16 protein-coding genes are annotated in these 17,567 nt (G+C 63.9%); 8 read left to right on the forward strand and 8 right to left on the reverse strand.

Annotated features, from left to right (window positions below):
- The first annotated feature begins 24 nt into the window (after positions 1 to 24).
- From GA0071312_RS03685 to GA0071312_RS03705, 5 genes are all read left to right on the forward strand, one after another.
- The gene (locus GA0071312_RS03685) at positions 25 to 885 is read left to right on the forward strand and encodes a shikimate dehydrogenase (protein WP_074444189.1); all 861 of its coding nucleotides are present in this window, start codon (positions 25 to 27) and stop codon (positions 883 to 885) included.
- 4 nt (positions 886 to 889) lie between these two features.
- On the forward strand, positions 890 to 1,513 hold the full coding sequence (gene coaE, locus GA0071312_RS03690; RefSeq protein WP_074444190.1) for a dephospho-CoA kinase: 624 nt from the start codon (positions 890 to 892) through the stop codon (positions 1,511 to 1,513).
- A 72-nt stretch (positions 1,514 to 1,585) separates the two neighbouring features.
- Positions 1,586 to 2,290, forward strand: a complete 705-nt coding sequence (gene dnaQ / locus GA0071312_RS03695) for a DNA polymerase III subunit epsilon (protein ID WP_074443653.1) — start codon at positions 1,586 to 1,588, stop codon at positions 2,288 to 2,290.
- Positions 2,291 to 2,467: 177 nt separating this feature from the next.
- Positions 2,468 to 3,976 (forward strand): ferredoxin reductase family protein, encoded by a 1,509-nt coding sequence (locus tag GA0071312_RS03700; RefSeq protein WP_165603944.1) that lies wholly within the window; start codon positions 2,468 to 2,470, stop codon positions 3,974 to 3,976.
- A gap of 241 nt (positions 3,977 to 4,217) precedes the next feature.
- Positions 4,218 to 5,987, forward strand: coding sequence for a hypothetical protein (locus GA0071312_RS03705; RefSeq protein WP_074443654.1), 1,770 nt, complete (start codon positions 4,218 to 4,220; stop codon positions 5,985 to 5,987).
- A gap of 54 nt (positions 5,988 to 6,041) precedes the next feature.
- On the opposite strand, the gene GA0071312_RS03710 is transcribed toward GA0071312_RS03705, so the two are convergent.
- The 4 genes from GA0071312_RS03710 to GA0071312_RS03725 all read right to left on the reverse strand — a co-directional run bounded on the left by GA0071312_RS03710 (position 6,042) and on the right by GA0071312_RS03725 (position 8,618).
- Positions 6,042 to 6,275 carry a hypothetical protein gene (locus GA0071312_RS03710; protein WP_074443655.1) on the reverse strand — a complete coding sequence of 78 codons (234 nt, stop codon included), beginning with the start codon at positions 6,273 to 6,275 and terminating at the stop codon, positions 6,042 to 6,044.
- A gap of 230 nt (positions 6,276 to 6,505) precedes the next feature.
- Complete coding sequence (gene ccmB, locus GA0071312_RS03715) at positions 6,506 to 7,174, reverse strand: heme exporter protein CcmB (protein ID WP_074443656.1); 669 nt, start codon at positions 7,172 to 7,174, stop codon at positions 6,506 to 6,508.
- A complete protein-coding gene (gene ccmA, locus GA0071312_RS03720) occupies positions 7,171 to 7,872 on the reverse strand; it encodes a heme ABC exporter ATP-binding protein CcmA (protein WP_074444192.1) in 702 nt (233 codons plus the stop codon). Before ccmA ends, ccmB begins: the two co-directional genes overlap by 4 nt.
- Before the next feature lie 56 nt (positions 7,873 to 7,928).
- Positions 7,929 to 8,618, reverse strand: a complete 690-nt coding sequence (locus GA0071312_RS03725; protein WP_074443657.1) for a YggS family pyridoxal phosphate-dependent enzyme — start codon at positions 8,616 to 8,618, stop codon at positions 7,929 to 7,931.
- A 189-nt stretch (positions 8,619 to 8,807) separates the two neighbouring features.
- Here GA0071312_RS03725 and leuS point away from each other — a divergent pair, with 189 nt between their 5' ends.
- The 3 genes from leuS to holA are packed head-to-tail and all read left to right on the forward strand — an operon-like array spanning position 8,808 to position 13,046.
- Positions 8,808 to 11,426, forward strand: a complete 2,619-nt coding sequence (gene leuS, locus GA0071312_RS03730; RefSeq protein ID WP_074443658.1) for a leucine--tRNA ligase — start codon at positions 8,808 to 8,810, stop codon at positions 11,424 to 11,426.
- On the forward strand, positions 11,413 to 12,018 hold the full coding sequence (gene lptE, locus GA0071312_RS03735) for an LPS assembly lipoprotein LptE (protein ID WP_083204279.1): 606 nt from the start codon (positions 11,413 to 11,415) through the stop codon (positions 12,016 to 12,018). The genes leuS and lptE overlap by 14 nt, the downstream gene beginning before the upstream one ends.
- Complete coding sequence (gene holA, locus GA0071312_RS03740) at positions 12,018 to 13,046, forward strand: DNA polymerase III subunit delta (RefSeq protein WP_074443659.1); 1,029 nt, start codon at positions 12,018 to 12,020, stop codon at positions 13,044 to 13,046. The genes lptE and holA overlap by 1 nt, the downstream gene beginning before the upstream one ends.
- A 9-nt stretch (positions 13,047 to 13,055) precedes the next feature.
- Here holA and GA0071312_RS03745 read toward each other — a convergent pair whose 3' ends face one another.
- The 4 genes from GA0071312_RS03745 to mnmG all read right to left on the reverse strand — a co-directional run bounded on the left by GA0071312_RS03745 (position 13,056) and on the right by mnmG (position 17,492).
- Positions 13,056 to 13,952: a ParB/RepB/Spo0J family partition protein gene (locus GA0071312_RS03745; protein WP_074443660.1), complete on the reverse strand. Its 897-nt coding sequence runs from the start codon at positions 13,950 to 13,952 to the stop codon at positions 13,056 to 13,058.
- 114 nt (positions 13,953 to 14,066) lie between these two features.
- The gene (locus tag GA0071312_RS03750; RefSeq protein ID WP_083204280.1) at positions 14,067 to 14,948 is read right to left on the reverse strand and encodes a ParA family protein; all 882 of its coding nucleotides are present in this window, start codon (positions 14,946 to 14,948) and stop codon (positions 14,067 to 14,069) included.
- Positions 14,949 to 14,967: 19 nt separating this feature from the next.
- Positions 14,968 to 15,630, reverse strand: coding sequence for a 16S rRNA (guanine(527)-N(7))-methyltransferase RsmG (rsmG, locus tag GA0071312_RS03755; protein ID WP_074443661.1), 663 nt, complete (start codon positions 15,628 to 15,630; stop codon positions 14,968 to 14,970).
- Complete coding sequence (mnmG, locus tag GA0071312_RS03760; RefSeq protein WP_074443662.1) at positions 15,627 to 17,492, reverse strand: tRNA uridine-5-carboxymethylaminomethyl(34) synthesis enzyme MnmG; 1,866 nt, start codon at positions 17,490 to 17,492, stop codon at positions 15,627 to 15,629. Before mnmG ends, rsmG begins: the two co-directional genes overlap by 4 nt.
- Positions 17,493 to 17,567 lie beyond the last annotated feature (75 nt).

Here is a 17,567-nt window from a genome sequence, read left to right on the forward strand (position 1 = left end):
GCTGTGCGGCATGAGGAGAAGACGATGACCCGCAAGGCCTTCGTGGTCGGCCATCCCATCGCGCATTCGCGCTCACCGCTGATCCACAATCACTGGATCGCCCATTACGGGCTCGATGGTTCCTACGAGAAGCTGGATGTGGCGCCGGATGATCTCGCGGCGTTTCTCGCGCATTTCCACGAAGACGGCTTCGTCGGCGGCAACGTCACCATCCCCCACAAGGAAGCCGCCTTTGCCGGCGTGGCGCGGACGACGAAACGGGCCCAGCGCCTCGGGGCGGTGAATACGCTGTGGCGCGAGGGCGGTATATTGTGGGGCGACAACACCGATATCACCGGCTATCTCGACAATCTCGACGCCCGATGCGGGCCCGACTGGGCCGCGCGCGCCGGGTCTGCGCTCGTGCTCGGGGCCGGCGGTGCGGCGCGGGCCGTGGTGGCAGGGCTGATCGAGCGCGGCCTTTCGCCGATATTCCTCGTCAATCGCACGCGCGGGCGGGCCGAGGCACTCACAGATATGTTCGCCGGCTATGGAAAGAGTGATTCCGCGCTCGGCGTTCACGGTTTCGACGCGATCCCCGAAATCCTGCCCCGGGTCGGGCTGATCGTGAACACCACCGCGCTCGGCATGAAGGGGCAACCGCCCCTGCCCCTCGATCTCACGCATTGCCGCGATGATGCCATCGTCAGCGATATCGTCTATGTGCCTCTGGAAACACCATTTCTTGCCATGGCACGGGCGCGTGGCCTGGCCTGCGTGGACGGTCTCGGCATGTTGCTGCATCAGGCCGTACCCGGTTTCGAACGCTGGTTCGGGGTTCGCCCGGCGGTCACGCCTGCGCTGCGAGCCTTGGTTGAGGCCGACATTTTAGCCGGCAAAGGATGAGATGATGACCTTCGTGCTCGGCCTCACCGGTTCGATCGGCATGGGCAAATCCACCACGGCGGATCTGTTTCGCGAAGCCGGCTGCCCCGTCCATGATGCGGATGCCACAGTGCATGATCTCTATGGCGCGGAAGCCGTTGCTCCCGTCGAGGCCGCCTTTCCCGGCACGGCATGCGAGGGGCGCATCGACCGGATGCTGCTCGGCGAGCGTGTGATCGGTGACGATGCCGCGATGAAGCGACTCGAGGCGATCGTACATCCGCTGGTGGCGGCGCGGCGCGATAGCTTCCTCGCGCGGGCGCGCGCTGCCCGCGCCCCCATCGCCGTTCTCGACATTCCGCTGCTTTTCGAGACCGGGGGCGAGCGCCATTGCGACGCCATCGTCGTGGTCAGCGCGCCGGAAGCGGTGCAGCGCGAACGTGTTCTGGCGCGTCAGGGAATGAGTCCGGAGCGTTTCGAGCAGATCCTGGCGCGGCAATTGCCCGATGCGCAGAAGCGGGCGCGGGCGCATTTCATTGTGGATACGAGCCGCGGCATCCCTGCCGCGCGGGCCCAGGTTCGCGATATCATGCGCGCGCTCGCAGGCCGGCACGGTCGGGCGCGGGCGCGAGGATCGCCGCAAGGATAACTGCAAGAATTACCGCAAGAATCATGGCAAGAATCATGGCAAGTCGGGTGAGCCGGAAACCGGAGTGAGAGCATGCTGCGCGAGATCGTCCTCGATACCGAGACCACCGGCACCGACCATGCGGCGGGCGACCGGGTGATCGAGATCGGTTGCGTCGAGATGATCAACCACATCCCGACCGGCGAGAGTTACCACGTCTATATCAATCCCCAATGCCCCGTATCCGCCGGCGCGCTCGCGGTGCACGGGCTTTCCGACGAGTTTCTGGCTGACAAGCCGCTCTTTGCCGATATCGCCGATTCCTTCGCCGGCTTCATCCGCGACGCGCGACTCGTCATCCACAACGCGCCCTTCGATGTCGGCTTTCTCAATGCCGAGTTCCGGCGCATCGGCCATGAACTTATCCGCATGGAGGACGTGCTCGACACGCTCTCCATGGCGCGGCGCAAGCATCCCGGCGCGCCCAACAATCTCGATGCCCTGTGCAACCGCTACAATATCGACAACACGCGACGCACCAGGCACGGCGCCTTGCTCGACGCGGAAATCCTGGCGGAAGTCTATATCGAGCTGATCGGCGGCAAGCAGACTGATCTGGGTCTTGCCGTGACGCAGGCCCGGGCCGAGGTTCTGGGCGCCGAGGCGCGCGCCGGTGCCCCGCGCGAGCGTCGCATTCCCCCGCAGCGCCTCACCGATGCGGAACGCGCGGCACATGCCCGATTCCTCGCCGATTTCAAGGGCGCGCCGATCTGGCAGGATTATATAGCCGGCAATTGAACGCGGTTGCCGGTGCGCCACAGGCCATTCCGGTGACGGATTGCAGGTTAAGCAGTCTTGCGGGTTGAACAGCCGCATCCACGCATGCCCTAATGAATGCGATCGCCGAAGACGGCGATGCGAGCGCGGATTCCCCCGGGCAGGTGCGGTGATGGTTCTTTCAATCCGGAGATGAGAATGGCGGATCCGATACGCGACCAGCAGGGTCCAGCGCTGGATGCGCCGGTGGATTCCCCGGATGACCGGGCATCGACGGCACCCATGGTCGGGCTGAGCGGGCGCGCCCTCGCACTCGGCTATCTCGTCGTCATCGCCGCCGGCCTCGCCCTTGCCGCGAGGGTACCGATTCCACCCAATCATGCCTGGGGTGAAGCGGCAACCGCGCTCGGCATCATCGGCCTGGCGATGATGGCGCTGCAATTCTTCTCTTCCGGTCGCTTTCGCGGCCTCAGCGGGCGTATCGGCATCGACCGCTCCATCGCCTTTCACCGCTGGGCGGCGCGGATCCTGTTGATCGCCGTGATCCTGCACCCCCTGCTCTACACCGTCCCGACCTTCCTCGCCGATCCTGCACGCGGTTTCGACCGGCTCGGCATGATGTTTCTGGGCGAGCGCGCTCGCACCGGGCTGATCGCCTGGCTCGCAATTATCGCGATCGTCGTGCTCGCGGTGCTGCGCGACCGTGTGCGCCTGCCCTACGAAGCCTGGCGTGGTCTTCACGCGGCGCTCGGTGCGCTGGCGGTCGGATTCGGTGTGGCCCATGCGCTGGCGGTGGGCACCTACGCCACCGCCTCATCAATGCAGGTCTACTGGTACGCGCTGGCGGCTCTGGCGCTGTCGAGCCTCGTGGTGGTGCATCTGTGGCGGGGTCTTTCCTTCCGGCGCGATCCCTGGCGGCTGGTGTCGAATATCGAGAAGGCGCGTGGCCTGTGGGAGCTCACCTTTCATCGCGTCGACGGGCGGCCCTTTCCCTATCGCGCCGGGCAATTCGTCTGGCTCGCCACCGCGCCGCGCCGCCAGAGCCTGTTCGATCACCCGTTCTCGATCGCATCGAGCCCGCGCGAGCGCGATCTGCGCCTGATCATCAAGGAGGCGGGCGATTATACGAACCGCATCGGCGACCTCGCCCCCGATACGCTCGCCGGGATCGACGGGCCCCACGGCGCCTTCACTGCCGACGACGCGGAGGCCGACGCCATCCTGCTGCTGGCGGGCGGGGTCGGTATCGCACCGATCATGGGGCTCTTGCGCGATTTCGCCCGCGCCGGTGAAAATCGCCCGATCCGCGTCATCGTCGCTGCCGGCAGCGCGGACCGGCTCGCGGGGCGCGAGGAGATCGAGGGGATGCGCGCGCATCTCGATCTGAAAGTCTGGTTCGTGCTCGACGATCCGCCGGCGGATTGGGACGGCGAGAGCGGCATCGTCGATGCGGCGCTTCTCACGCGCGCGCTGGATGGCCTGAACCCGGCGCGCACACTCTCCATGGCCTGCGGCCCCACCGCCTTCATGACCAGCACCGCCGACACCCTTCTCGATCTCGGGCTCGCGCCGCACAACGTGCATTACGAGCGCTTCGATTACGCCGAGGGCGCGCTTTCGCGCCTCGACATTGCCCAGCGCTGGCGCTTCCGCGCGCTGGGCGCCGCGTTGCTGGTGGGTACGGTGGTGTTTGCGCTGCGGGGGTAGAGTTTCATTCCGTCGGGTGGCTGCCAGATGACGTACGAATTGATGCGTCGGCACAAGGATTCAGCGCGCCCCGTCATGAGCGCGCACTGGCATTGGCATGCACAGGAAAGGGGACGCCGAGTCTGGAGTGACATCAAGCAATGCGGCTTCAATAAAAACAATTTTGGCGTGCTTCACGATTCGTGTGCTATTGCGGAATCTATCGATCAAAGATCCCTAGTTGCCGAGACAGAATATTCCGATGTCAAGCTCCGCGCTGCCCGCTTTCCATTCTACGACGATCAAAGATGCCCTTGTGCGCCTGTTCCCGTTTGGAACCCGTACTATTGAGGGGCAGATCCACGAATTTCCGCTGATTCCCAGTGATCTTTTCGCGGGTGCCGCCTTTCTGATCGAACATGGCGACCTCTATCGCCGGATCGCGCCCGAGGGTCCGCAGTCAAAGGCAACGGGAGTTCGGTTTTCCTTGACCCCGGAAGAGCGTCGAGGCTGCGAAACCATCGGGGAAGAGTGGATCAAGACGTTTCGTGAGGAGAATTCCGAGCTGTTAAACGCACAGGCGATTCAGGCCTATTGGGATGTCCTGATCAAGCATCAGGGTGAACCGCTTCGCCCGGGCGAGAAGCTGTCTGAAGCAAGTGTCGAGATCTGTCATGCGGCGATGGCCCTTCTCGTCATTTCCGACCGTGCCTGCCATGAAATCGGATTTCGCTCGCGCGAGCCGGACTGGTTCTCGCTATTCACGCGCGGTGAAACCCTGAACCATCAAAGCACCATTGAAGACGAGATCAACAATGACCGCTGGCACGTCCGAAACCGGGCCTTTAACGATACCATCTGTATCGTGGCGGATCAGCAGGTAGCCCGGGTGCTCCCCAAATCGCGTACGCCTGCCGTGGGCTGCACCATGCGGACACTGACCGAGAACCTCGCACTGCTCCCGCCGAGCGGCGGCGTCAACATGCACTGGTTTCATCCCGTCGGCGACCCGAAACACGATGGCAATGCCCTCAATGTGCTTGCGATACCGTACCCATATCGGATTGCCGCCTCCGACTTCAAGCCGGGCAACCGCAACATCACGGAGCCGGACGGATCATGGAACTGGTTTACGCTGACGCAAAGCTGGCTTCCCGATAACAAGAAGGCCGTTGCACAATTCGTTCTGGAGTTGATCCGGGAAGCTGAAAAGGATTGCGGCACCGTCCATGGCGTCGTTTTCCCCGAATATGCGCTGAACTGGGAAACCTACACGGAGCTTGTGCAACATATCCGGACCGATGCCCCAGGCGTCGAATTTATCGTCGCCGGCTCATCCGGCGATGAGGAAGGAGCAAAAGGTAATTTTGTCCTGACGACCACGTTCGAGGAAGCGAAGCAGGAACGCAAGGCGCTGACCTATTCTCGCGCAAAACATCACCGCTGGCGACTCGACAAGGCTCAAATCAGGGAATACGGCCTTGCTTCCGCACTCGACCCGCATATTTTCTGGTGGGAGGATATTGCCATCGAACCACGCAAGGTCGGCCTCACGGCCTTCCGGAAGCGTTCGATCTTCAGCACGTTGATCTGTGAGGATCTCGCCCGCAGCGAGCCATGCCACAGCGCGGTGCGTTCAGTGGGCCCCAATCTCGTCTTCGTGCTTCTGATGGACGGGCCACAGATTGCCAGTCGCTGGTCTGCCCGCTACGCCACGTCACTCGCCGACGATCCTGGCTGCGCAGTGCTGACCCTCACCTGCAAGGGGCTGATCCAACGGGTCAACACAATGGGACGGCGTCCGCAGAACAATGCCGTAGCGTTATGGAAGGACGACGTGAACAGTGTCAGTTCCCTCGACCTTCCGAACGGTGCTGCGGCCCTGCTTCTCACCTTATCGGCAGAAAGCACGCAGGAAGCGACGCTCGACGGTCGGACAACAGCGGCAGCTGCCGCGTGGCGATATCACAGTCACGTTCCGATATTTCCGAATGAAAAAGCGAAACAAGCTCTGTCCAGGAGTGCGCCCTGAGCGCAATCCTGAAAGCCTGGTGTCACAACAGCCATGGCTGCACCCAGACCAGGTTCAATGCGAGCTGGACTGTGACGAGGCCTGCGTCCCATCCTCGGCGTTTCGGCTGTGGTTATTGTCCGTTTCAAACGCGGCATGGGTCCGCTCGACCTGTGCGCGCGCGAAACTCCTGTAAACGTCCGGGTCGATGCCGATAGCGCGAAAAAGGTCATCAGCTCTACGGCGCTCCTCGTCAGAGAAACGATCCCTTTCAACCTCCGATACCCAGTTCCGTTTGTCCTGCGTCATGGACCGTTACTCCCTTGATAATGCTATTAGAAATGTCTTTTAAAACCACTTCCGCAAAAACGCGTTACTCATTGCGAATCACTTTCACCCGTTTAGAGCGAACTTGTCACGCAATTTCAACGCACATTTTTGCGATTGCACGATGAAGCAATGACATCTCACGGTCGAGCGCTTTAAGTTTGGGTTAATTCGCATCAGAGTTATGCGCACAAATGCCGCACTCGTTACCCTCACTCGCCCTGCTTCAACGCCGCTGCCGCCGCGATGGTTGCGATCAGGCCGCTGATCAGGGTGATGGCGATCAGGATCAGGAAGGGTGTGGTGAAGGGCACCGTGCCGCCGCGTGCGGCATTGGCGGCGGAGACGCCGAAGATCAGGGTGGGGATCATCAGGGGCAGGACCAGGATCGACAGGATCAGCCCGCCGCGCCGGATCGTTGCGGTCAGCGCCGCACCGACGGCGCCGATGAAGGTCAGTGCCGGCGTGCCCACGAACAGCGTCGCAGCCACGGCGAGCATGCCGATCCCGTCGAGCGCCACCAGCAGGCCGAAAACCGGCGAGACGAGGGCGAGCGGCGCACCGGTCGTCAGCCAGTGCGCCGTGACCTTGGCCAATACGGTCGCGGCCATCGGCAGGGGCGAGGCCGTGATCAGATCAAGGGAGCCGTCTTCTTCATCGGCCTGAAACAGACGGTCGAGCCCGATCAGCGTCGAGAGCAAAGCCGCGATCCACAGGATCGCCGGGCCGATGCGCGCGAGCAGGTTGAGATCCGGCCCCAGCGCGAAGGGAACCAACGTCAGGATCATCAGAAAGAAGACGAGCCCCATCACGCCGGACCCGCCGATCCGGGCGGCAAGGCGCAAATCGCGCGCGAGCAGGGCGAAGAAGGCGCGGGTCACGGGTCACCCCTCCGGCCTGCAGAGGCGCGGGACACGTCGCCGATCTCCCAATCGTCCCAATCCGGCGCGGCTGCGGCGCCTTGCGCCTGCGAACCGGGTTGCGGCGCGGCGATGGCGAGGCTCTGCGCACCGTCGAGGGGCAGTGGCAGATGCGTCGCCGCGATGATGATGCCACCCGCGGCGCGATGTTCACGCATCAGTTCGTAGAGCATCTCCTGCGAGGCGGCATCGAGGGCCGAGGTCGGCTCGTCGAGGAGCCAGATCGGGCGATGCGCCACCAGAAGCCGCGCCAGCGCGACCCGGCGGCGCTGGCCGGCGGAGAGATAGGCAACCGGCATGTCGACCACATGCGGCAGGCCGACCCGCTCCAGCGCGTCATGGGGCGCGAAGCGTTCCTCACCGAGCATGGCTGCAGCGAAGGCGAGATTTTCGCGCGCGCTCAAAGCCGTCTTCAAGCCGTCGCGATGGGCGATCCAGTGCAGCCGCTCCGGCAGGGTCGCCTCGCCGGCACCGCTGAGCGCGATCCGCCCCGCTGCCGCGCGCAGCCGGCCGGCGAGAATGGCGAGCAGCGTCGATTTGCCCGCCCCGTTGCGCCCGGTCACGAGCAGCGCGTCACCCGGGCCGAGAGCGAAGCCGAGCCCGGCAAAGACGAGCCGCCCCGAGCGCCGGCAGGCGAGATCGTGCACCGACAGGTGCAGGGCCGGGCCGGCCCCGCCCCGGCGATCCGCTGCGGGAGTGTTTGCCGGATCACCACTCACCTTGTATCCCGCGCGCCGAAAATCGCGCTGCCGATGCGCACATGGGTCGCGCCGAGCTGGATCGCCGCCGCGTAATCCGCGCTCATCCCCATCGACAGGGCATGAATATGGTTGCGCTGCGCGATTTCGCGCAGAAAGGCGAAATGCGGCGAAGGGGGCTCGTCGAAGGGCGGGATGCACATCAGCCCGTCAATCGCGAGCCCGTATTCGTCGCGGCAGGCGGCGATGAAGGCATCGGCCTCGGCTGGCGCGACACCGCCCTTCTGCGCCTCCTCACCGGTATTCACCTGCACGAACAGATGCGGCACCCGCGCACCCGCCTCGCGCGCCCGGGCGATCTCCTTGGCCAGCGCCTTGGCGAGGGACACCCGGTCAAGGCTCTCGATCACGTCGTAGAGCGCCACCGCCTCGCGCGCCTTGTTGGATTGCAGCGGTCCGATCAGGTGCAGTTCGACATCCGGGAAGCGCTCACGCAGGGCCGGCCATTTGCCGGCGGTTTCCTGGACGTAGTTCTCGCCGAAGACCCGATGACCGGCTTCCAGCACGGGCACGATCGCCTCGGCGGGAAAGGTCTTGGAGACGGCCACGAGCGTGACCTTGCCGGGCTCGCGCCCGCAATCATGGGCGGCCCGCGCGACGTTCTCACGGACCTCCTCGAATCGCGCGATCACATCCTGATCAGCCATCGGCCCGATTTCCCCCTGGTGCAGGCCCGCATGCCAGCACTATTGCGACACCGCGCGGGCCATTTTTCATCCATCCGGCGACCGCGGGCGTTGACCCGAGGGCGCAATCATGTCCTAGTCCGCACACGTCAAGCGGCGCAAGCCGCGTTTCCCCAACTTATACCGATCAGGCGGCAAATCGAGCCCACAATGAAGGCCGAGCGTTACAACCCCAAAGAATCCGAGCCGAAATGGCAGGGCGTGTGGAACGGGAAGGATCTCTTCCGCACCCGCAACGACGATCCCCGCGAAAAATACTACGTGCTGGAGATGTTTCCCTATCCCTCAGGGCGCATCCATATGGGCCACGTGCGCAATTACGCAATGGGCGACGTGGTCGCGCGCTACAAGCGCGCCAGGGGCTTCAACGTCCTGCATCCAATGGGCTGGGACGCCTTCGGCATGCCGGCCGAGAATGCGGCGATGCAGAACAGGGTCCATCCGCAGGAATGGACCTATGCCAATATCGCGACCATGCGCGACCAGCTCAAATCCATGGGTCTGTCGCTCGACTGGAGCCGCGAGATCGCCACCTGCGATCCGGCCTATTACCGCCACCAGCAGGCCATGTTCCTTGCCTTTCTTGAGGCGGGGCTCGTCGATCGCAAGACGGCGAAGGTGAACTGGGACCCGGTCGACCAGACGGTGCTCGCCAACGAGCAGGTGATCGACGGGCGCGGCTGGCGCTCCGGCGCCCTCGTCGAGCAACGCGAACTGACGCAGTGGTTCCTGCGCATCACCGATTACGCCGACGAGCTCCTCGACGCGATTGATGGGCTCGAGCGCTGGCCGGATAAGGTGCGCACCATGCAGCGCAACTGGATCGGCCGCTCCGAGGGCCTGTCGATCCGCTTCGCTCTGGAAGAGACCGCACCCGGCGGGATCGACGAGCTGGAGGTCTTCACCACCCGGCCCGACACGCTCTACGGCGCACGCTTCATGGCAGTGGCGCCCGATCATCCGCTGGCGCGCCGGCTCGCGCAGGACAATCCCGCGCTCGGTGAGTTCGTGGATGAATGCAAGCGCATGGGTACCTCCGCCGAGGCGATCGAGAAAGCGGAGAAGCGTGGCTTCGATACCGGCCTGCGCGCGGTCCATCCCTTCGATCCGTCCTGGACGCTGCCGGTCTATGTGGCGAATTTCATCCTGATGGATTACGGCACCGGCGCGATTTTCGGCTGCCCGGCCCATGACCAGCGCGACCTCGATTTTGCCAATGCATACGGGCTCGGCAACCGGGTCGTGGTGGCCCCAGAGGGCGCCGATCCGGAAAGCTTCACCGTCTCCGACGAGGCCTATATCGGCGAAGGCCGGCTGGTGAATTCGCATTTCCTCGACGGGATGAGCATCGGTGAGGCCAAGGAGGCCGTCGCATCGCGCCTGGAAGCCGAGACGCGGGGCGGACGCCCTGTCGCCAGCCGCAAGGTGAATTATCGCCTGCGTGACTGGGGCATCTCGCGCCAGCGCTATTGGGGCTGCCCGATCCCGGTGATCCACTGCGACAGTTGCGGCACCGTTCCGGTGCCGGAAGATCAACTGCCTGTGGCCTTGCCCGAGGATATCGATTTCGAGAAACCTGGCAATCCCCTCGACCGGCATCCGAGCTGGAAGCATTGCAAATGCCCGAAATGCGGGGCGGATGCGCGCCGCGAGACGGATACGATGGACACCTTCGTCGATTCATCCTGGTATTTCGCCCGCTTCACCGATCCCGCCCTCACGGACCGACCGACCGACAAGGCCACCGCCGATGCCTGGCTGCCGGTGAACCAGTATATCGGCGGGATCGAGCACGCGATCCTGCATCTGCTCTATTCACGCTTCTTCACCCGCGCCATGCGCAAGGTCGGGCTGGTGGGGCTCGACGAGCCCTTTGCCGGCCTGTTCACGCAGGGCATGGTGGTGCACGAGACCTACAAGGACGCCTCCGGCGCCTGGGTGCAGCCCAACGAGATCCGCATCGAGAGCGGCGAGGCTGGGCGCCGGGCCATCCATCTTTCAAGCGGCGCGGAAGTTTCGATCGGCTCGATCGAGAAGATGTCCAAATCAAAGAAGAACGTCGTCGATCCCGACGACATCATCGCCTCCTATGGCGCTGATACGGCGCGCTGGTTCATGCTCTCCGATTCGCCGCCCGAGCGTGACGTGATCTGGACCGAGGAAGGCGTCCAGGGCGCGTGGCGATTCGTGCAGCGGGTCTGGCGGCTGGTGAACGATTCCGCCGCGACGGCTGCGCCCGCCACGCCTCCGGCGGATTGCGCACAGGATGCACTGGCCCTGCGCAAGGCGACGCATCGCACCCTGGCAGCCGTCGGGGATGCGATCGAGAATCTGCGTTTCAACGTCGCGGTCGCCAAGATCTACGAGCTCGCCAATGCGATTTCCGCCACGGTGGCGGCCAAGCAGGGCGAAACCGCTCCGGACATGGCCTTCGCCCAGCGCGAAGCTCTGCAGGTCCTCATCCAGCTGATCGCCCCAATGATGCCGCATCTCGCGGAGGAATGCTGGACGGCCCTGGAATGCGAGGGCCTCGTCGCCGAACAGAACTGGCCGGTTGTCGAGGCCGCACTGTTGGTGGAAGATTCCATCACGCTTCCCGTTCAGGTCAACGGCAAGAAGCGCGGGGACGTCACCGTGGCGCGCGATGCCGATGCAAAGAGCATCGAGGAAGCGGTACTGGCCCTCGAGGGCGTGCAGCGTGCCATGGATGGCAAGCCCGCGCGCAAGGTGATCATCGTGCCGCAGAGGATCGTCAATGTCGTCGTCTGAGAGAAACATCCGCCGCCCCTCCGGTTCGGGTACCGTTCTGTTCGACCGCTGGCGGCATCTGGTGATCGGCGGTGTCGCATTGGGGCTCGCCGGCTGCTTCACGCCGGTCTATGCGCCGACCGCGAGCCTGCCGGGCGGTGTTGCGGAAGAGCTCAAGCGCATCGATGTCGACAGCGTGCGGGTCAGTGGCGGTGACGAAGCGATGGCGCACGAATTGCGCAGCGAGTTGATCTTTGCCCTTGATGGTGAACGGACTGACCAGGTGAAGAAGCGTTATCGGCTGACCGCAATGGTCTCCGCGCAGCGCAGTTCGCCGATCATCAGCACCGCCACGGGGCGTGCGGCTTCCGGAGCGATCACCGCGAATGTGACCTGGCAGATCGAGGATCTGGAGACAGAGAGCATCGTGCTGACCGGTTCGCAACGGGGCGAAGCCAGCTATGATCGCACGGATCAGCGCTTCGCCGCATTGCGGGCGCGGCGCGAGGCCGAACAGCGGATTGCGCGGCAGATGGCGCGACAGATTGCAACACAGGTCGCGATCGATTTCCGCACCGGTCAGCACCAGTTGAGCCGCGCTGACGACAGCTGATGGCAACCGTCAAAGCAAGTGACGCGGAACGCACTCTTGCCAGTCTTGGCGCACAGGTTTCGGTCGTTCTGCTCTACGGACCGGATGCGGGGCTGGTAAGTGAACGTGGGCGTCATCTGACTGAGAAGACCGTCTCCGACGCACAGGACCCGTTCCAGATGGTGCGTCTCGATGGTGATGTCATTGCCGGCGATCCCGGGCGCCTCGCCGATGAGGTCGGGACCATCGCCATGTTCGGCGGTCGGCGCGTGATCAGGATCCGCACTGGCAGCAAGAATCTCGCGCCGGCCGTCGAGGCCGCGCTTGCCGCAGAAACCGGCGATACGCTCGTCATCATCGAAGCCGGCGATCTGGCGAAATCCGCGCCGCTGCGGAGTCTTTGCGAGAAAGCGCGCCATGCGCTTGCCGTGCCGTGTTATCTTGATGATGCACGCGATCTCGGCCAGGTGATCGACAGCAGCTTCCGTGAGGCGGGAATCAGTGTTTCACGTGAAACACGGCAATGGCTCGTCGATTCACTCGGTGGCGACAGACTCTCCACCCGCGCCGAGATCGAGAAAATCCTGCTCTACACCTACGGGCAGGATCGGCTGGAGATCGAAGATATTCAAGCCGTTTCGAGCAATGTCGCGGATCTGAAGACGGATATGCTGGTCGATGCCGCATTTTGCGGACGCATGAGCGATGCAGACAGCACGTTCCGCCGCCTGCGCGCCGAGGGCGCCGGCGCCCATATCCTCCTCGGTGCACTGATCCGCCACGCCGTGGCATTGCTCCCCCATGCCGAGTCAGTTGCGCGAGGCGAACAACCGGGACGCGCCGTCGAGAACTGGCGCGGCTTGTTCTTCAAGCGCAAGCCAGCGGTGAAAACACAGTTGGAAATCTGGGGCCCGAAAAGGCTCCGCGCCGCGATCGAGCGGCTGCAGGGAGCCGTCCTCGAAACGCGGCGCAACGCCGAGCTGAATGATGTGCTGACGTCCCGTGCCATCCTCGACATCGCGCGCGCGGCCCGCAGCAAACGCCACTGAATCGCGGTATCACGCCCCTGCGCTAGCGCGAGCGGAATCGCGCAGTCGGCGGCAGAGCTGGTCGAGTTGGTCGAGCGACGCATAACGGATGCGCAATTCGCCGCCGCTGCCCTTGTGATCGATATTCACCGACAGGCCGAGCACATCTTCCAGGGCCTGCTCCAGAGCACGCGTATCAGGATCCTTCTCGACGCTCTTGCGCTTGCGCGGGCGCCGGCTCGTGTCGTCACCCTCCTGGGCCAGACGCTCGACATCGCGAACATTCATGCCCTGATCACGGATGCGGCGCGCAACAGATTCCGGATTCTCGATCCCCAGAAGCGCCCGCCCATGACCGGCGCTGAGTTCCCCGTCTTCAAGCATCACACGGACAGGATCCGGCAGCTTCAACAGACGCAGCGTATTGGCCACATGGCTGCGGCTCTTGCCGATCACCGTGGCGAGATCCGTTTGCGAATAGGCGAATTCATCCATCAGGCGCTGATAGCCCGCAGCCTCCTCGATCGGATTCAGGTCGGCGCGCTGGACGTTCTCGACAATGGCGAATTCCAGCGAGGTGCGATCATCCGCCTCGACGATGACGATTGGCACATCATGGAGGCCGGCGCGCTGCGCCGCGCGCCAGCGGCGCTCGCCGGCGATGATCTCGAAAGCATCAGCCAGATTCGGAAGGGCTCGAACGACGATGGGCTGAATGACGCCGCGCTCGCGTATGGAATTCGCGAGGTCCGCGAGGTCATCATCCGAAAAACTCTTGCGCGGGTTGCGTGGATTGGGCTTCAGGAATTCGACCGGAACACGCCTCTGCCCACGACCCCGGTCCGTGACATTCTCCTCATCGCCCACATCGCCGATCAGCGCTGCGAGGCCGCGCCCCAGACGCGCTCTTTGACCGTCTTCCGCCATGACCCAACCTCTCCTCAGACTTCCCGCGCACCGCTCGGGCTGCAGATATGCCGATCAGCATGCCGCGACGCGGCTGGAAAACGCGCCAAGCGACTGCCCATATTGTGACATTCGTCACGCCGCCTTGAGGCCGCGCTCACGCTGTATCACTTCCGATGCCAGCCGCAGATAGGCCTGCGATCCGGCGCATTTGAGATCGTATAGCAGAACCGGTTTGCCGTGCGACGGTGCCTCTGAAACCCTGACGTTGCGCGGGATCATCGTCTCGAAGACCTTTGACCCCATGAATTCGCGCACATCCGAGACCACCTGGCCGGAAAGATTGTTGCGCGGGTCATACATGGTGAGCACCACGCCATGGATCTCCAGCCGGGGATTGATCGCATGCTTGACCTGATCCACCGTCCGGATCAGCTGACTCAGCCCCTCCAGCGCGAAAAATTCGCATTGCAGCGGGACAAGGACCGCATCGGCTGCGGCGAGTGCGTTGATGGTGAGCAGGTTCAGCGATGGCGGACAATCGATCAGGATATAGGTGAACGGCTCCGCCCGCAGATGATCACCGAGAGCAAGCCCTTCAATGGCAAGGCGCAGCCGATGCGCGCGGTTGCGTTCCTGCGAAATCTCAAGCTCGAGGCCGAGAAGATCAAGGGTCGAGGGCGCGACATGGAGCCCGGGAACCGCCGTATCCATCACCGCACGACGCAGATCCTGCTCCCCCGAGAGCACATGATAGGTCGAGACATGGCGCATCTTGTGCTCGATGCCGAGACCCGTCGACGCATTGCCCTGGGGGTCGAGGTCGAGAATCAGCACCTTCTCGCCGATTGCGGCCAGAGCCGTGCCGAGATTGATCGCTGTCGTGGTCTTGCCGACACCGCCTTTCTGGTTGGCCAGGGCGAGGATGCGCGGCCGCGCCGTACGGCCCGGCGGCGCCAAGTCTGATGCCTCTTTAGCGGCTTCGTGCAATTCACGGTCCAGAATATCGGTGGTCATGTGGTGGATCCCGATCCTGTCAGGCCGGGCTCAGCTCTGTAATGCGCAGAATGCGCCCGCGCGAATCGCTGATGCTCGGCAAAATCTCATTGTTGAATCTCCAGTATCTGGATGATTCCGTCAATTCGATCTCGGCCCTGTCACCCTTGGGAAACAACCCCATCACACCAGTTTTCAACAGGGGAGATGCCCATTCCAGCAATTTGGGCAGTGGCGCGAGCGCACGCGCCGTCACCACATCGACCGCCCCGGCAAAACCGGCGATCACATCTTCGATTCGCGCATTATGCACGCGCACCGGCGCTCCCGTCAGGCGAGCAACATGGCGGATAAAGGCGCATTTGCGCGCATTGCTCTCGACACAATGGACCACACATGGTGAATCGCCCGAAGCCGGAGACGCGTGTTTGAGCATGATGGCGATGACGAGACCCGGCAATCCGGCACCGGAGCCGAGGTCGAGCCAACGCCGTGCCTCCGGAGCAAGAGCCCGCAATTGCATGGAATCAGCGATATGCCGCGTCCACACGTCATCGAGGGTCTTGCCACCGACGAGGTTCTTTGCATTCTGCCAGCTCTGCAATTCGCTGACCAGCGTGGTGAGGTCGTCCAGTGTTTCACGTGAAACAGCCCTGGCGATGGAATCCGGAACTGACGGTATTGCCCCTTCTGAACGGCTCATTCCGCAGCATCCTGCCCGACCCGCTGCCGCCGCGCATGGCCCGCCAGCAGCGTGATCGCCGCCGGCGTCATTCCCTCCATCCGGGCCGCCTGCCCCAGCGTATGCGGCCGTACCGCTTTCAGCTTTGTCCGGAGTTCGTTCGAAAGACCCGGGAGCCCGTCGAAATCGAGATCGGCAGCCAGCAGAATCCCCTCGTCACGGCGATGCGCGGCGATATCCGCAGCCTGGCGATCGAGATAGACCGCGTAGGTCGCATCCGTTTCCAGCCTCGACGCGACAGATGCCGGCACCGCCGCCAGAGCCGGCCAGATTGCAGCGAGTCGCGCCCAGTCGATATCCGGATAGGAGAGCAGCTGAAATGCATCCCGGCGCACGCCGTCGCGGTTCAGCGTCAAACCGGCCCGTGCCGCCTCGTTCGGCGTCAGACTATGCGCGGCGAGAAGTGCGCGGGCACCGGCCAATGCATCCTGCCGCGCACGGAAATGCGCCGTGCGGCGCTCGCCAACGCAGCCGATTTCCAGGCCTCGCGCGGTCAGCCGCTCATCGGCATTGTCGATGCGCAGGCTCAGGCGATATTCCGAGCGCGAGGTGAACATACGATAGGGCTCGCTGACGCCGCGCGTCACCAGATCGTCGATCAGCACACCGATATAGGATTCTGCTCGATCAAAGATCACGCCGGCGCTGCCACCGGCACGACGCGCCGCGTTGAGTCCGGCCACCAGCCCCTGCGCCGCGGCTTCCTCATAGCCGGTCGTCCCGTTGATCTGGCCGGCGAGGAACAGCCCGGCAATGGCACGGCTTTCCAGGGTTGGCCCGAGATTGCGCGGATCGACGTAATCGTATTCGATCGCATAGCCCGGCTTGAGCATCACGGCGCGTTCGAGACCGGGGATCCTCTGCAGAATGCCCGCTTGGACTTCTTCCGGGAGCGATGTCGAAATGCCGTTGGGATAAACGGTTTTATCGTCGAGGCCTTCGGGTTCGAGAAAGATCTGATGCGCCGCGCGATCGGCAAAGCGCACCACCTTGTCCTCGATCGACGGGCAATAGCGCGGCCCGGTTCCGGAAATGTCGCCGGAATACATCGGGGCCCGATGCAGATTGGCGCGGATCAGATCATGCGCCCTCCCGGTCGTACGGGTGATACCACAGGAGACCTGCGGTGTGATGATCCGCTCGGTCAGATCCGAAAATGGCACCGGATCGTCATCGGCTTCCTGGATATCAACCCCGGCCCAGTCGATGCTGCGCCCGTCGAGACGCGGCGGCGTCCCGGTCTTGAGTCGCCCCAGATCGAAGCCGAACCGGTCCAGCGTGGCGGAGAGGCCGAGCGCCGGCGCTTCACCCGCGCGACCGGCGGGAATCTTGCGCTCGCCGATATGGATCAGCCCACGCAGGAAGGTCCCGGTGGTAATCACCACGGCACCGGTTGGCAGGCTGCGCCCGTCAGCGAGCTTCAGGGCTGCCACGCGCCCATCGCGGACGTCGATATCGTCGGCCTCGCCTTCGATCACGGTCAGGCCCTGGATCGCGGCGATCTCCGCCTGCATGGCGCGGGCATAGAGCTTGCGATCGGCCTGGCTGCGCGGCCCGCGCACCGCCGGGCCCTTGCGGCGGTTGAGCAGGCGAAACTGGATACCGGCCTGGTCGGCAATCCGCCCCATCAGCCCGTCCAGGGCATCGATTTCGCGCACGAGATGCCCCTTGCCAAGACCACCGATCGCCGGATTGCACGACATCGCCCCGATCGTGTCGCGGCGATGCGTGACGAGTGCGGTGCGGGCGCCGAGCCGCGCGGCGGAAGCGGCTGCTTCCGTACCAGCATGCCCACCCCCCACGACGATGACGTCATAATCCATGGTCGAGCTCCGCTCTGTCCTGCTCTGGCTGACGGGAATGCCGTGTGGATACAGGAAAATGCCCCGATTTCAAAG

Origin of the sequence: Saliniramus fredricksonii, assembly GCF_900094735.1 — a bacterium.
In the GTDB taxonomy this organism is placed as follows: domain Bacteria; phylum Pseudomonadota; class Alphaproteobacteria; order Rhizobiales; family Beijerinckiaceae; genus Saliniramus; species Saliniramus fredricksonii.

Excerpts from the sequence above, each read along its gene's own strand:
- GA0071312_RS03685 (WP_074444189.1), top strand. The coding sequence starts at position 25 with ATGACCCGCAAGGCCTTCGTGGTCGGCCATCCCATCGCGCATTCGCGC.
- coaE (WP_074444190.1), top strand. The coding sequence starts at position 890 with ATGACCTTCGTGCTCGGCCTCACCGGTTCGATCGGCATGGGCAAATCC.
- dnaQ (WP_074443653.1), top strand. The coding sequence starts at position 1,586 with ATGCTGCGCGAGATCGTCCTCGATACCGAGACCACCGGCACCGACCAT.
- GA0071312_RS03700 (WP_165603944.1), top strand. The coding sequence starts at position 2,468 with ATGGCGGATCCGATACGCGACCAGCAGGGTCCAGCGCTGGATGCGCCG.
- GA0071312_RS03705 (WP_074443654.1), top strand. The coding sequence starts at position 4,218 with ATGTCAAGCTCCGCGCTGCCCGCTTTCCATTCTACGACGATCAAAGAT.
- GA0071312_RS03710 (WP_074443655.1), bottom strand. The coding sequence starts at position 6,275 with ATGACGCAGGACAAACGGAACTGGGTATCGGAGGTTGAAAGGGATCGT.
- GA0071312_RS03725 (WP_074443657.1), bottom strand. The coding sequence starts at position 8,618 with ATGGCTGATCAGGATGTGATCGCGCGATTCGAGGAGGTCCGTGAGAAC.
- leuS (WP_074443658.1), top strand. The coding sequence starts at position 8,808 with ATGAAGGCCGAGCGTTACAACCCCAAAGAATCCGAGCCGAAATGGCAG.
- lptE (WP_083204279.1), top strand. The coding sequence starts at position 11,413 with ATGTCGTCGTCTGAGAGAAACATCCGCCGCCCCTCCGGTTCGGGTACC.
- holA (WP_074443659.1), top strand. The coding sequence starts at position 12,018 with ATGGCAACCGTCAAAGCAAGTGACGCGGAACGCACTCTTGCCAGTCTT.
- GA0071312_RS03745 (WP_074443660.1), bottom strand. The coding sequence starts at position 13,952 with ATGGCGGAAGACGGTCAAAGAGCGCGTCTGGGGCGCGGCCTCGCAGCG.
- GA0071312_RS03750 (WP_083204280.1), bottom strand. The coding sequence starts at position 14,948 with ATGACCACCGATATTCTGGACCGTGAATTGCACGAAGCCGCTAAAGAG.
- rsmG (WP_074443661.1), bottom strand. The coding sequence starts at position 15,630 with ATGAGCCGTTCAGAAGGGGCAATACCGTCAGTTCCGGATTCCATCGCC.
- mnmG (WP_074443662.1), bottom strand. The coding sequence starts at position 17,492 with ATGGATTATGACGTCATCGTCGTGGGGGGTGGGCATGCTGGTACGGAA.